The 14587-nt window shown below is 38.9% G+C and carries 11 protein-coding genes, 3 pseudogenes and 1 riboswitch; of the genes and pseudogenes, 2 read left to right on the forward strand and 12 right to left on the reverse strand.

All coding sequences use genetic code 11. The annotated features are described in order from the left end of the window. From HT708_RS06700 to HT708_RS06755, 12 genes and pseudogenes are all read right to left on the reverse strand, one after another. Nucleotides 1-680 (reverse strand): annotated as a pseudogene (locus HT708_RS06700) (transposase family protein); the annotation flags it as partial. Between the two features lie 143 nt (nt 681-823). After that, nucleotides 824-2020 (reverse strand): MFS transporter, encoded by a 1197-nt coding sequence (locus HT708_RS06705; RefSeq protein WP_100127924.1) that lies wholly within the window; start codon nt 2018-2020, stop codon nt 824-826. 556 nt (nt 2021-2576) lie between these two features. Continuing rightward, a pseudogene (locus HT708_RS06710) lies at nt 2577-2705 on the reverse strand (phosphatase PAP2 family protein); the annotation flags it as partial. A 26-nt stretch (nt 2706-2731) separates the two neighbouring features. Further along, the gene (locus HT708_RS06715) at nt 2732-3952 is read right to left on the reverse strand and encodes an MFS transporter (protein ID WP_172923356.1); all 1221 of its coding nucleotides are present in this window, start codon (nt 3950-3952) and stop codon (nt 2732-2734) included. Between the two features lie 199 nt (nt 3953-4151). Next, complete coding sequence (locus HT708_RS06720) at nt 4152-5024, reverse strand: helix-turn-helix transcriptional regulator (protein ID WP_078836295.1); 873 nt, start codon at nt 5022-5024, stop codon at nt 4152-4154. Nucleotides 5025-5135: 111 nt separating this feature from the next. Next, nucleotides 5136-5786 (reverse strand): phosphatase PAP2 family protein, encoded by a 651-nt coding sequence (locus tag HT708_RS06725; protein WP_226373109.1) that lies wholly within the window; start codon nt 5784-5786, stop codon nt 5136-5138. Beyond that, nucleotides 5776-6339, reverse strand: coding sequence for an ECF transporter S component (locus HT708_RS06730; protein ID WP_050257088.1), 564 nt, complete (start codon nt 6337-6339; stop codon nt 5776-5778). The genes HT708_RS06725 and HT708_RS06730 overlap by 11 nt, the downstream gene beginning before the upstream one ends. 164 nt (nt 6340-6503) lie before the next feature. Further along, a riboswitch (FMN riboswitch) is annotated at nt 6504-6738 on the reverse strand. 53 nt (nt 6739-6791) lie between these two features. After that, the gene (locus HT708_RS06735; protein WP_000181388.1) at nt 6792-7295 is read right to left on the reverse strand and encodes a tRNA (cytidine(34)-2'-O)-methyltransferase; all 504 of its coding nucleotides are present in this window, start codon (nt 7293-7295) and stop codon (nt 6792-6794) included. A 201-nt stretch (nt 7296-7496) separates the two neighbouring features. Beyond that, nucleotides 7497-8327 (reverse strand): energy-coupling factor transporter transmembrane component T, encoded by an 831-nt coding sequence (locus tag HT708_RS06740; RefSeq protein ID WP_050257087.1) that lies wholly within the window; start codon nt 8325-8327, stop codon nt 7497-7499. Further along, complete coding sequence (locus tag HT708_RS06745) at nt 8312-9994, reverse strand: ABC transporter ATP-binding protein (protein WP_172926164.1); 1683 nt, start codon at nt 9992-9994, stop codon at nt 8312-8314. Before HT708_RS06745 ends, HT708_RS06740 begins: the two co-directional genes overlap by 16 nt. A 275-nt stretch (nt 9995-10269) precedes the next feature. Beyond that, on the reverse strand, nt 10270-10815 hold the full coding sequence (locus HT708_RS06750) for an ECF-type riboflavin transporter substrate-binding protein (RefSeq protein ID WP_000795930.1): 546 nt from the start codon (nt 10813-10815) through the stop codon (nt 10270-10272). Between the two features lie 15 nt (nt 10816-10830). Continuing rightward, nucleotides 10831-11679: an S-adenosyl-l-methionine hydroxide adenosyltransferase family protein gene (locus tag HT708_RS06755; RefSeq protein WP_050281835.1), complete on the reverse strand. Its 849-nt coding sequence runs from the start codon at nt 11677-11679 to the stop codon at nt 10831-10833. Nucleotides 11680-11865: 186 nt separating this feature from the next. Between HT708_RS06755 and trkA the strand changes: the two genes are divergently transcribed. Together trkA and HT708_RS06765 are read left to right on the forward strand one after the other, a co-directional pair. Continuing rightward, a complete protein-coding gene (gene trkA / locus HT708_RS06760) occupies nt 11866-13215 on the forward strand; it encodes a Trk system potassium transporter TrkA (protein ID WP_050207392.1) in 1350 nt (449 codons plus the stop codon). Nucleotides 13216-13218: 3 nt separating this feature from the next. Beyond that, nucleotides 13219-14385, forward strand: a pseudogene (locus tag HT708_RS06765) (potassium transporter TrkG); the annotation flags it as partial. Nucleotides 14386-14587: the final 202 nt, after the last annotated feature.

Raw genomic sequence — 14587 nt, forward strand, 5'->3', positions numbered from 1 at the left:
TCTCAACCTTGATTCTCTCCTTAGATAGCGCATGGTTACAGGCTTTATCTTCAGCTGTTAGCAGCTTGAGTTTGCTGGATTTCCTCGGAGTTTGCGCTTGAGGATATAGCTTCATGAGCCCTTGATAAGCACTGTCAGCCAAGATTTTACCAGCTTGTCCGATATTTCTGCGACTCATTTTGAACAACTTCATATCATGACAATAGTTCACAGCGAGCTCCAAAGAAACAATTCTCCCTTGACTTGTGACAATCGCTTAAGCCTTCATAGCGTGGCATTTCTTTTTACCAGAATCATTCTCTAATTGTTTTTTTAGAACGATTGATTTTTACTTCCGTCGCATCAATCATTACCGTGTCCTCAGAACTGAGAGGAGTTCTTGAAATCGTAACACCACTTTGAACAAGAGTTACTTCAACCCATTGACTCCGATGGGTTAAGTTGCTTTCGTGGATACCAAAATCAGCCGCAATTTGTTCATAAGTTCGATATTCTCGCACATATTGAAGTCGCCATAAGAAGGTATTCTAGGCTTAGTTTAGGTTTTCGTCCCCCTTTGCGTGTTTACCTTGATAAGCTGTTTTCAATACAGCTAACATCTCTTCAAAAGTCGTGCGCTGAACACCAACCAGGAGCTTAAATCGTGCATCAGTTAGTTGTTTACTTGCTTCATAATTCATAGAACTATTCTACCATATTTTGTTTCGCAGGAAGTCTAATCTAATGGAATAGGAGGCAGTAAGATGGAAACTATCATAGCTTGTACTCATAAACTACTCAAAACGATATATGAAGTCTTATATCTCCATAAAAATACATAATTTCACAGTGTTTTTTTTAATGCTGACGATATTACAGGAATAAATGAAATTGCAAAATAAATGATAACTGAAATAAAGTATACTGGCAAAATTCCAATTAAGTCTGCTAGATAACTAAATGAAACTAGCGCTACAGCATACATTAGTTGCATTAAAACACTTCTGGCAGCAAAAGCTCTTGCCAATATACTAGGATCAACTTTTTCTTGAATAATTGATTCTTGAATTATATTTCTAATTTGTGCAGGGGGGCCGACTAGAAAAGAAATAATAATTGTTATGATAGGGCTTCTATTAACAGTGTAAAATAGTGTGAGTAGTGTAACAAGAAGTGATGATATAAACAAAAATTTTCCTGGAAAATGTTGAAGTTTATGAGAGTATTTTGTTATTACCCCTCCTCCAACTATAATCCCTAAGAAGTATGCTGAACCCTGGTATCCCCACCAAGTTTCACTTGTTAAAAGGATAGTGGTTGTAAATGCTAGGAGGTATGAAGATGTCCAAATCACATTTGCAAAATTTTCAATAATATCCATAATAGTTATATCCCTGATGACAGGATTATCCCTTATAGGTATGAGACCTTCAAAAATTTGATATACATATGAACTTTTGGAAGAGTTTGGTTTATGTTGATTCTTTTCAACGTGAATATAAAAACTTAGAACTGAGGAGAGCAAGAAACACAAAGATATACAATATAATGAATATTGCAAACCTAGTAACGTAGACAATGGAATTGCAAGTGCCCAGCCTGCTGTTTGAACGGATTGACGAATGCTTAGGGTGAGACCGTTTGCTTTTACTATCGCATCATTATCAACTATACTAGGAACAATAGCTAGACGTGCAGGAGTATAAAAACTATTGGTGATGCTTATTAAAAAGACTGTGGAATAGGTTATTATAATACTATCATTAAATGAACTGATAATGGTATAAGACAGAGTAACTAGCCCACCAATCAGATTAGTAAACGACAATACATTTTTATGTGAAATTTTGTCTAAAAAAATAGGTCCAATCAAACCTCCTATAACTGCTGAAATAGTTCCTATTATCAAAACAAATGTTGATTCACTGATAGAATTACTTTGTGAATAAACCTTTGAGATGATTGTTACACTGAAAAAAATATTTGCAATCAAGTTAAAAATTTGATTGCAAAGTAAGTATTTAAAATTATTATTGCTTATCTTAACTCATTCCTTTTGCAAATAAATATTGATTAGTATAGCAAAAAAATATATTTTACGCAATTACTATGCTCTCGTGTTGATATACCATACATATGAAAGCTTCTATCTTTCCTTTTGTATATCTATCTAATTTTAGCCATATTGCTTGAGAATTCCATAACCTTTCTTGCAAAATCATAGTTTTAGGTGGTGACTAAAATAGATAGAAATATAATATTGCTTACGGTAGAAATTATGGTATCTCTTGGGAACAGTCATCTCTCTAAACATGTAAAGTCTGATTTTATTAATTAAGGAGGTACATTTATCGTATGGTTTTATAATCACTCTATGAGGGACAGGGGAATCACTTGCTGATTCCTCCTAATTTCTAGCTGGACGGTATTGATCGGACTCTTTATAAGCTCTAATGTTGCATGGGAAGAGCTCCTCCAACTTAAATCAGCGTAATGGGATAATACAGAATGGTCCATTTTTCTAATAAGTATAGTTGAGTCGGATGAAGATATGCTATATTGACTTTCATTTCTTTCTCCTCAAGGGAATTCGATACTCACTTCTGCTTGCCTTTAAATCGCCATTGGAAGCGCAGCTTGTCATAGAAGGGAAACTCGATAAACAAGACTCCCAAGCCCACACAGAGACTGGCAAGAACGTCTGATGGATAATGAACTCCCACCCAAAAAGAGACAGTAGTTCATACTACTATTACTCTATTTTCATTGCTTTCACAATTGCTAAGGCAGTCAATACAAAAATAAAAAGTGGAAGCACTGTGATTTTTATGTTTGTAGCACTCGCTAAGGCAACGATGAGCATGCTAAGAATTCCTGGTACAACAACATTGAATACTCCAAGCACTGACTGGATGGTTCCCATGACTTCTTCTGGAACCATCGAGAATACAAGGTTGAAAATCCGAGGCCCCATCATTCCTACTGCAACTGCGCATAAGAAGACAACTACCAATAAAAGGAGGAAATGATTGGTCAACCAAGAAAAGAGAATACAGAGATGCATAATTTCTTCAAAGTAGACAATCATTTTTATGGGAATATTTTTTAGGATACCTCCACTCAAAAAACTTCCCACAATCGTTCCTGAAAAAATAACCACTGACAATGCTGCAATGGATTTCCCAGTGTCAAAGAAGATAAATGGATGATGAATCAACATCAAGGTCGTTAAAGGGGTAATAATGCTTAAAATCACTTGGTTCATAGCTGCAATGAATATTAATTTGATGATGGTTGGAAAACTTGACAATATCTTCATAGAATAGAGGAAATGCTCTCCAAAAGATTTTGCGGTTAATCTTTTACTAACCTCCATCTGTCCCTCAATATCTCTCAAAGAAGTACGAATAAACACCACACCCAACAGTGCAAAAAGAAAGGTCAAAGCATTCAAACCCACAAACATCTGAAGACTGATGACCCCAATCAAAACTCCACCTGTAAGGTTGCTAAGAATATTAACTACACCAGCAGTTGCCTGTCTAAACCCCATAGCATCTGTCATATCATCTCCTATAATCCTCACATACAAAGGAGAAATCATAGCACCTGCAAAATAACTCATGGTATCTGATAAAAGATTGATGCCACAAATAAGAAAAACCATCCCCATAGAAAAGTTCTTATCCGTTACAAACAGTGTCAATAGAGTATAAAGCAGAAACTTACTTGCCAATATAGCAATATATTTTGCAACACGATTTTTTTGAAAATCGGCAATAACGCCTGTGAACAACTGAGAAATCTGCGGCAAAGTCTCCGAAACTGTTATACAAAGAACAGCTAATGAAGCAAATTTATATCCCGATACATAAGAAATAAAGGAAATATAAAACAGCGTATCACCAAATGACGAAACCCATTGATTAATTAGCAACATCCGGTAATTTTTATTGGTCAGAAAAGTATTCATTGGATTGCCTCCTTCTTCAGCTCAAAAGGAAATTGAAATCCTAACAACGCCCAATATATCCCCAAAGCTCCAATACCAAAATCAAAAACTATTGATGATATTCTAACACATCAATTTTGGTTTGTCAATAATTTTTATGGTATTTTCTTATTTTTTTTGAAATATGAATTTAAGTTATCTAAAAATACAAATCTTTTTCTTAATCTTCACTTTCCAATAATTTCATTTCCTTCTCAATTTCTAGCATCATTCTCTGGTTCTCTTCGTGCTTGTAAAGCTGATAAGATACTTGATAAAAACCTAGTATCCTATCCCTTTCAGCAAAGCTCTCGCTTATATTTCCCAATAAACAATACAAATCTGCTAATCGATAACTACTATTATATCTTTTACAAATAGCTATCGTTTCTGTAATTTCTTCTATAGCTTCAGATGTTCGTTCATTCAACCACAAATATCTACAATAGTTATATCGGAATTTAATCATCAATTCTAACTGTTCCAAATGATGAACAGATAGTGACTGGAGGTTCTCTTTTAAAAGTTGATAGAGTTCCTGATATGTGTCTTCCTGCCCCATATCAAAATAAAAATTAGCCAAGGTATTTCCCAGTTGTAGATAGTAAAAATCAGATTTTTTCAGAGATAACAGTATTTTTTCCAGTTTCGCAACTGCCCCTGTTTGATGATTTAAATAACAGAATTGAACTAATGTATCAATCCAGTCCAAATAAATCTGGTCTTTAGCAGATAGACGAGCACGTTTAGATTTTTCCAGTTCATAGATGTAATGGAGAGATTCATATTCCCTCTCATCCAAAAATTTCTTAGATAATTCTTTAAACTTATCAATATTTTCTAAACTAGAAACCTCAGTATCTTCAAAGAAATAATCCATGCTCACCTTCAATCGCTTAGATAGTTGAAAGAGTAATTCTGACCCAGGTGAGTATTTACCTTGCTCCATACGGCTAATCTGCCCTTGCTCACAAATCCCCTCAGCTAATTCTTTTTGAGATAATTTTAATTCCTTTCTTTTATTTTTTAAGCGTGTCGCTAATAACATACCCACACTTTCTTCCTCCTTGCTTTATTTATTAAAATATATCAAACACCAAAACATGTTTCAAGTATATATTTTATATGGTTCTATTTGTATTTGTACAATTTTTTATCTTTTCCATCACTTCTGCTTGCCTTTAAATCGCCATTGGAAGCGGAGCTTGTCATAGAAGGGAAACTCGATAAACAGGACTCCCAAGCCCAGACAGAGACTGGCAAGGACGTCTGATGGGTAATGAACTCCCAGATAGACTCTTGATACCAGCACACTGACTAGGTAGAGGCCAAGGACGATTTGTACGATTTTTCTCCAGACTGGATTTTTAATTCGTTGACTGAGAATGACAATCAGAGTACCTACCATCAAAGTTACAGCCAGAGAATGCCCACTTGGGAAGGAAAATCCCTTCTCTTCCACCAGATGTAAGATAGCTGGTCGTGGGCGCTGGTAGATATTTTTAAAGGTCACGATTAAAAGACCTGCCAAAGCCAGATTTCCCAGCATGAAGAAACTTTCTATCTTCCATCGCTTACGATAAAAGACAAAAGCTGTAATGACAACCCAAGTGATAATCACTGGGATATCAATCAGACGTGTGAGGGATCGAAAAAGAATAGTCAAATAATCTGGTAAGTCTCCTCGAATGGCAGTCTGAATCGATTGGTCAAAATTGACCAACATTTCAGGGTAAAATTTGACCATATAGCCAAGAATAACGAAAAGTAAAAGGGCAAAACTGCCCTTCATTAAAAATGTTTGTTTATCTTTCATAGTGTTTTAAGGTTGGTTTCAAAAGGACGTACAACAACCAGAATGAAACGGAAAAGATTACACCCTCAATCAAGTTAAAAGGTAATACCATGGTCATTAGGTAGTTGGAAAGTCCCAAAATTTTTCCAATATCAAAGTTAGCAAACTTAGTGTACAAAGGAACAGCATAAACATAGTTGAGAACCAACATGGCCAAGGTTAAACCAACAGTTCCAGCTAGAGAGCCTAGTAGGAAACGAAGGGTTGTCCGTTCCTTTTTCCAAATCAAAGCAAATACGATGACAAAAACTCCCAAAGCTACGATATTCATCGGCAAACCAATGTAAGTATTCACTCCTTGGCTGTTAAGAAGCAATTTCAATAGTGAGCGAAGCAAGAGCACTCCTAGAGCAGCAGGCAAATCCATGACCACCAGACCCACAAGGACTGGCAAGATACTAAATTCGATCTTGAGGAAAGATGCCGCTGGTAAAAGCGGAAAGTCAAAGTACATCAGCACAAATGAGATGGCTGATAAAATTGCAATGGTCGAAAGTCGACGTGTGTTTGTCATAACAGGTTCCTCCAATTTTCTATAAAATCAGAAGAAGTTGGAAAGGATTCCTCTATCTATTCTCACTTTTTATATCCCAAAAGTTCCCTCTTACTCTATTAAAGAAAAACAAAGCAAGTGGTTACAATCCGGCTATAAATCTATCAAAACAGACAAAGCTATTCTTTCGTCTTCTCCCATCCAGACTATACTGTCGGTTGTGGAATCTCACCACATCAGCTTGCGCTCGCGGACTTCTTTAAAGAGAAGGAAATAGAGATTTTTCTTTTAGACTAGGCGACAAGCTGTAGGCATAACTTCTGGTTAGGCAAAGCTTGTCAACAAAGTATAAAAGGAAAAGATCATTTCCTAGTTAAAGTCACCGCCGGTCGGGAATCACACCCTGCCCTGAAGACTCTTTTATCATAACAAAAAACGCTTGCAAGCGCAAGCATTTTGTTCATTTTCATTTTTTATTTCAATTTATCCACTTCATAGGTATGGACGAGCTCAAGACCTGCAAAGTTCTGCTGGCGAAGAGCCTCATAGACAATCATGCAGACGGTATTAGACACATTGAGACTGCGGACATGTTCATCATTCATGGGAATACGGAGAGCCTTCTCAGGATGTTCTCGCATAAAATCTTCAGGTAAGCCCTTGTCTTCACGTCCAAAGAGAAAATAATGGTCCTCGTCAGTCGATAAATCCACCTCAGAATAGACTTTTTCCGCGAATTTCGAAATCAGATAAAGTTTTCCCTTCATCTGAGACATGAAATCTTCCAAACTCTCGTAAAAATAAATCTCTAGCTTATCCCAGTAATCCAATCCAGCCCGCTTCATCTTGCGGTCATCAATAGGAAAGCCCATAGGCTTGATGATGTGGAGGGGAGAATTGGTCGCAGCGCAAGTACGCGCGATATTGCCCGTATTTTGTGGAATTTGAGGTTCAAATAATACAATGTGATTTGTCATGACTTGCTTCCTTTCACCATTGCAAAAAAATAGCCACACTGCCCGGAGTCAAGCTCAGCAAACAGCGTGGTTAAGGCATCGTTAACTTACCTCACAACAGGTTTGAAGTAAATCAGCGAAACTACTTTCTTAGTATAACACTTTCAGAATCATTGTCAATAGAAATGACTTGATTTTTTCAATTTTTTCAATTTTTTCAAGCTATTTCCAAGGGTTGTAAAATCGTCCCTGATTCTGCAAGATAAGTAGTAAACTAACTACTAAAAACAAGGTTGCCAAGAGCAAGGTAATATAGTCTCCTTTTTTCAAGGCCTGATAACTATACCATGTGCGTTTTTTCTCTTTCCCAAAGCGGCGAAGCTCCATGGCAGTCGCAATGGTATCAATGCGTTCTAGCGAGCTAAAAATCAAGGGCGTAATAATGAGCAGATTGCCTTTGATTCGTTTCATAAGAGAAGCTTTCTTGGATAATTCCATCCCACGCGCCTCCTGAGACATCTTGATAGTAAAGAATTCTTCCTGCAAATCTGGAATATAGCGCAAGGTCAGGCTGACAGAATAAGCAATCTTATAGGGCACACCAATTTGATTTAAACTGGAAGCAAACTGACTAGGATGGGTTGTCATCAAAAAGATAATAGCCAGAGGAATGGTGCAAAGATACTTAATGGCCAAATTTAGCAGATAAAAGAGCTCCTGGCTGGTTAGAGTGTAGACACCGATTCCCTGCCAAATCACACTTCTCTCTCCATAAAGTCCAACCCCATACTCGGGAGAAAAGAGATAGACCATCAAAACGTTTAAAACGGCAAATACCGTCGCAAAAACGGCTACAAAGGAAACATCTTTAAAGCGAATTTCTGATAAATAGAGGAGAAAGACTGAAAAGATAGCAATCAGAACAAGCAGTCTGGTATCATAGCTAATCATGGCCGCCAATGATACCAGAATGAAAAAGAGAAGTTTCCCAGCTCCTGACAAGCGATGAATCACAGTATCTCTATGCTGGTAACCGATTAATTTAGCTTGCATCCCTCTCTCCTTTCTTTGTAAAATGCCGTTAAATCCAGTGGATCCACATCTAGTTTCTTAGCCAAGTTAAAGATGGAGGTTTCTTTTAGATTGGCTTTTACTAACAGCTCAGGATCGCTCAACAGACTGGCTGGAACAGTATCGGCAATCAATTCTCCATCCACCATGACAAGGACTCGGTCTGAATAATCCAGCATCAATTGCATATCATGGGTAATCATGACAATGGTATGCCCTTTTTGATGTAACTCTTCGAGAAATTCCATAATCTCAGTATAGTTCTTCTGATCTTGACCTGCAGTTGGTTCATCTAGGAGAATAATTTCAGCTCCTAAGACCAAAATTGCAGCAATGGTGACACGTTTTTTCTGACCAAATGACAGGGCAGAAATAGGCCAATTACGGAATTCATAAAGTCCACAGATTTTCAAGGTTTCATAGACTCTCGTTTCAATTTCCTTCTCATCCACACCTCGCAAACGAAGTCCCAGAGCCACCTCATCAAAAATCATGTTAGTTGAAATCATTTGATTAGGATTTTGCAGCACATAGCCTACTCGTTCCGCCCGCTCTGCAACAGAATCTCCTTTTATATCCTGCCCTTCCCAAAGATAGCGACCTTCCGTCTGAATAAAGCTACTTAAGGCCTTGGCTAGAGTTGACTTCCCTGCTCCATTTTTCCCGACAATGGCAATCTTTTCACCCTTTTTAATATCCAAATGTAGGGATTTTAAAATCGGTCTATCATCATAAGAAAAAGAAACCTCCTCTAGTCTAAAAAGTGACTGCAAATCTGGCATCTCTTTTGCCAGTTCATTCTGCAACTGAACCTGACCTTTTGAGATAGACAAGTTATCCAGATCTGCTAACTGTTCTTCCTTGGCTAAATCCACACCCAATTGACGGAGAGTGGTGAGATAAAGGGGTTCGCGAATTCCATTTTGGGTCAACAAATCAGTCGCCAATAACTGATCAGGACTTCCATTAAAGAGGATACGGCCATCGTTTATCAAGACAATCCGATCCACAGGTCGATGCAGAACATCTTCCAAACGGTGCTCGATAATAAGGGTCGTCGTCCCCTCCTCCTTATGAATCTGATCAATCAATTCAATAATATCCTGACCTGACTTGGGATCCAGATTGGCGAGTGGCTCATCAAACAAGAGAATCGGACTTTCATCAATCAAGACACCGGCTAGACTAACTCGCTGCTTTTGTCCACCAGACAAGTCTTGAGGACGCTGAGCTAGTAAAGGGAGAAGGTCCAGCTTTTCAGCCCATTTATGAACACGACTTTTCATCTCTTCTAGACTTGTTACATCATTTTCTAGAGCAAAAGCCAAGTCCTCTGCCACAGATAAGCCGATAAACTGCCCATCTGTATCCTGCAAAACTGTGCTAACCAGATGAGACTTATCATAGATGCTCATATCAAAGGCTGTTTGACCCTTTATCAAAAATTCTCCATATGTCTGACCCTTGTAAATATTGGGAATAATCCCATTCAAACACTGACCCAAGGTAGATTTACCTGATCCAGATGGTCCAACAATTAAGACTTTCTCTCCCTTGTAAATGGTCAAGTCTATCCCTTGCAAGGTCGGTTCTTGTTGTGTTTCATACTGGAAAGAGAAATCCTTCCACTCAATTATAGCTTCTTTCATCTTACTCTCTTCATTCGCTTCTTCTACTCAATGAAAATCAAAGAGCAAACCAGGAAGCTAGCCGTAGGTTGCTCAAAACACTGTTGCAGATAGAGCTGACGCGGTTTGAATTTAATTTTCGCAGAGTATTAGACTTCTATTTTATCATAAATCTACCCCTTCTTGCAGACTCTTCTATTAAAAACTTAGCGCCAAAAAGATTCCTATCCTAGCTTACTTGCCTAACTAATCTATAAACATCGAAAAAGACTGGTTGCCCAGCCTTCTCCATCATTTTAGTCCTTTTTCAAACTTCCTGCACGAGTTTGAGTTCCTGCATAGGCAAGCAAGAGAAGAGTTCCTGCAATAGCTACAGATACACCATTAGCAATTCCCGCAACAATTCCTTGGGCAAATACTTTTTCTGCAGCTTCTTGATAAATCACAACATCTCCAAGTGGTGCCAAGACACCCCAAACAAGGGCATTTGCAAGTAGTTGAATGAGGTTAAAAATAAGAATATCTTTCCAGTCAAAGACACCATTGATCACGCGAACGTACTTTCTAAATAGCCCCACAGCTAGACCAAAGAGCCCACTAGCGATAATCCAAGTCCACCACAGACCGTAACCAGCAAGAGAGTCCTTGATTGCATGACCAATCAACCCGACAAGCAAACCGATAATCGGTCCAAAAATAATAGAAAGTAGCGCTTGTACCGCATACTGAAGCTGGATGCTTGTATTTGGAACAGGGGTCGGAATGTTGATCATCCCGATGACGACAAAGAGGGCAGCGCCAATTCCTACAGCAACAACTTGTTTAATTGATTGATTTTTCATCTATATTCTCCTATTTTATGATTCTATTTTCTTTATTTCAATGGTCCAAGATGAACCGACACCTACATTATAGGCCTTGGCAAAGGAACCTTGGTTGATAGCCAGACCTAAACGATAGAGAGAGTTGATGTAAAGGATGGGTTGCCCAATTCTCACATCTGCAAATGATTTGCCATAAACAACCTGATTTTGATAGACCAGCATATCAGCGTGATAGATGGTCACTTCAAAACGGTCACCAAATTCTGGTTCCAGTTTGTAAAATTCTTCTCGCGTAATAGAGGTCCAAAGCGAACCAAAACGCACATCCAGAATATCAATGGCTCCCTTCACCAGATGATCTTCAATAATGGTCTCTACGACTGGAAGTTCCACAATCTGATCCACACTGAGCTCTGGCCCCACTTCCTCAAAAGAAATGTGACCACTGGCCAGTTTAGCACCAGTATAGGCATAGACATCACGACCGTGGAAAGTATAAGAATGCTCTGTGTTTTGACGCCTATTAGCTACCTCAGAAATTTCACGAACGGCTATAATACCAACGTGTTTCTTGATAAAAGAAAGAGTCCCATTATCTGGCGTGACAATGTATTGATTGTTTGCAGTCTTGGCAACCACACTCTTACGCTTCGAGCCGACACCTGGATCGACAACCGATACAAAAGTCGTTCCCTCAGGCCAGTAATCCACCGTCTGAAAGAGACGGTAACTACCCTCAAAAATATTATAAGGCGTGATATCGTGCGTCAAGTGATGAATTTTTAATGTTGGAGACTCTTCTAAAGCCACTCCAATCATAGCCGATACCGCACCATCAACCAGACCAAAGTCTGATTGTAGTACCAGTAAATTATTATTCATTTTGTCTCCTTGCATACCCTTTATCATACCATATTTCAGAGAAAGGTGCTAATAGCTATTTCAATTGGTTAGGGTATAGTTTTACCTTATAGCAAATGTCCTACTAAAAGCTCTTCTTATTAGCTAGTAGGTGCATTTTTTTGAAAAAGGATATGATAGTTACATCATGAAAAAGTAGGTTTTATTATGAAAATTATCCTTGTCGGAGGGGGAAAAGTTGGTTTTGCCCTCTGTCGCTCCTTGGTTGCAGAAAAGCATGATGTTTTGCTGATTGAGCAAGACGAAGCTGTCCTCAATCATATTGTCAATCGCTTTGATATCATGGGTATCCTTGGTAACGGGGCCGATTTTACCATCCTTGAGCAAGCCAGTGTCCAGGATTGTGATATCTTTATCGCCCTGACTGAATACGATGAAGTCAACATGATTGCAGCCGTTCTAGCCAAAAAAATGGGAGCTAAAGAGACCATCGTTCGGGTGCGGAACCCTGAATATTCTAACTCCTATTTCAAAGAAAAGAATATTCTCGGTTTTTCTCTTATCGTTAACCCTGAGCTCTTGGCTGCCCGCGCTATCGCCAACATCATTGACTTCCCCAACGCTCTATCTGTCGAACGTTTCTTTGGTGGACGGGTCAGCTTGATGGAATTCACTGTTAAATCCTCCAGTGGTCTTTGCCAAATGCCCATTTCTGATTTTCGGAAAAAATTTGGCAATGTCATTGTCTGTGCGATAGAGAGGGATCATCAAATTATCATCCCAAGTGGTGATATGACCATACAGGATAAAGATAGAATCTTTGTCACTGGTAACCGTGTTGATATGATGCTCTTCCATAATTATTTCAAGTCTCGTGCCGTGAAGAGTCTTCTTATTGTTGGAGCTGGTAGAATTGCCTATTATCTACTAGGTATCCTCAAAGATAGTCGTATTGATACTAAGATTATTGAAATCAATCCTGAAATCGCTAGCTTCTTTAGCGAGAAATTCCCAAACCTCTACATCGTTCAAGGAGATGGTACCGCACAAGATATCCTGCTGGAAGAAAGTGCTCAACACTATGATGCCGTTGCGACTCTAACAGGAGTCGATGAGGAAAATCTGATTACATCTATGTTCCTTGACAGGGTAGGTGTACAGAAAAATATTACTAAGGTCAATCGTACCAGTCTCCTCGAGATTATCAATGCGCCTGATTTTTCAAGTATCATCACACCTAAAAGCATCGCTGTAGATACGATTATGCACTTTATTCGTGGTCGAGTTAATGCCCAGTATTCAGACCTTCAAGCCATGCACCATCTAGCCAATGGCCAAATCGAAACCCTGCAATTCCATATCAAGGAAGCCAATAAAATGACTGCCAAACCTCTTTCTCAACTGAAATTGAAAAAAGGGGTTCTTATTGCAGCTATCATTCGAAAGGGCAAAACGATTTTCCCAACTGGGGAGGATATGTTGGAAGTTGGAGACAAGCTCCTAGTAACAACCTTGTTGCCGAATATCACTAAGATTTATGACTTGATTGCGAGGTAAGAAATGAATAAAAGTATGATTCGCTACCTCCTTTCAAAATTACTTTTGATTGAAGCTGTTCTCCTTTTGGTTCCTGTTGCGATTGCTGTCTATTACCGTGAATCGAGCCAAGTCTTTACAGCCCTCTTTTCGACCATAGGGATTCTCGTATTGTTAGGCGGTTCAGGGAGTTTACAGAAGCCAAAAAATCAACGGATTTATGCCAAGGAGGGAGTCTTGATTGTGGCCCTCTGTTGGATCCTTTGGTCCTTCTTTGGCGGTCTCCCCTTTGTCTTTGCTGGGCAAATCCCCAGCGTTATTGATGCCTTTTTTGAAATCAGTTCTGGCTTTACAACTACTGGAGCAAGTATTTTGAACGACGTTTCGGTTCTCAGCCGTTCCCTCCTCTTCTGGCGAAGTTTTACCCACTTGATTGGAGAGATGGGAGTGCTTGTTTTTGCACTTGCTATTATGGATAATGCCAAAAATAGCCACCTAGAAGTGATGAAGGCCGAGGTTCCTGGCCCTGTTTTCGGTAAGGTTGTATCCAAACTCAAAAATACTGCCCAGATTCTCTATCTCCTTTATCTAGCTCTCTTCTCCCTCTTTGTCATCATCTATTATCTGGCTGGCATGCCCCTATTTGATAGTTTTGTCATTGCTATGGGAACAGCAGGTACAGGAGGTTTTACCGTCTATAACGACGGAATTGCCCACTATGGCAGTTCACTAATTACCTATCTGGTTAGTATCGGAGTTCTGGTTTTTGGGGTAAATTTCAACCTTTACTACTACCTCATACTCCGTCGCGTCAAAGCCTTCTTTGGAGATGAAGAACTTCGGGCTTATTTGGTCATCGTACTGGTTTCTACAGCCTTGATCAGCCTTAATACCCTCTATCTCTACGAAATGACCTTCTTCCAGGTTTCCAACATCATTACAACAACTGGTTTTGGATATGGAGATATTACCAACTGGCCCCTCTTCTCCCAGTTTATCCTCCTTTTCCTCATGGCAATCGGTGGCTCTGCTGGATCAACTGCAGGTGGACTCAAGATTATTCGAGGCCTCATCCTTTCAAAAATTGCCAAAAATCAAATTTTGTCCATTCTATCTCCCCACCGTGTTTTGACTCTCCATGTGAATCAAACGGTGATTGATAAGGATACCCAGCATAAAATTCTCAAGTATGGTAGATTGAAACTAGAATAGTACATCTGGACTTCTAAAACATTGTTAGAAATCGATTTGACTGTCCCGATTGATTTGTCCTATTCTTATTTCATTTTATTATATCTTTAAATCCCGATCAGACATTTCAGTACCTGACTTATCCTCAATGAAAATCTCTTCAAACTGCGTCAGATCTATCTGCCCGACTTTATCACTTAAT

It is taken from the genome of Streptococcus sp. 3613 (assembly GCF_013277375.1).
Classification (GTDB): domain Bacteria; phylum Bacillota; class Bacilli; order Lactobacillales; family Streptococcaceae; genus Streptococcus; species Streptococcus pseudopneumoniae.

Excerpts from the sequence above, each read along its gene's own strand:
- HT708_RS06715 (WP_172923356.1), bottom strand. The coding sequence starts at position 3,952 with ATGAATACTTTTCTGACCAATAAAAATTACCGGATGTTGCTAATTAAT.
- HT708_RS06725 (WP_226373109.1), bottom strand. The coding sequence starts at position 5,786 with ATGAAAGATAAACAAACATTTTTAATGAAGGGCAGTTTTGCCCTTTTA.
- HT708_RS06730 (WP_050257088.1), bottom strand. The coding sequence starts at position 6,339 with ATGACAAACACACGTCGACTTTCGACCATTGCAATTTTATCAGCCATC.
- HT708_RS06735 (WP_000181388.1), bottom strand. The coding sequence starts at position 7,295 with ATGACAAATCACATTGTATTATTTGAACCTCAAATTCCACAAAATACG.
- HT708_RS06740 (WP_050257087.1), bottom strand. The coding sequence starts at position 8,327 with ATGCAAGCTAAATTAATCGGTTACCAGCATAGAGATACTGTGATTCAT.
- HT708_RS06745 (WP_172926164.1), bottom strand. The coding sequence starts at position 9,994 with ATGAAAGAAGCTATAATTGAGTGGAAGGATTTCTCTTTCCAGTATGAA.
- HT708_RS06750 (WP_000795930.1), bottom strand. The coding sequence starts at position 10,815 with ATGAAAAATCAATCAATTAAACAAGTTGTTGCTGTAGGAATTGGCGCT.
- HT708_RS06755 (WP_050281835.1), bottom strand. The coding sequence starts at position 11,679 with ATGAATAATAATTTACTGGTACTACAATCAGACTTTGGTCTGGTTGAT.
- trkA (WP_050207392.1), top strand. The coding sequence starts at position 11,866 with ATGAAAATTATCCTTGTCGGAGGGGGAAAAGTTGGTTTTGCCCTCTGT.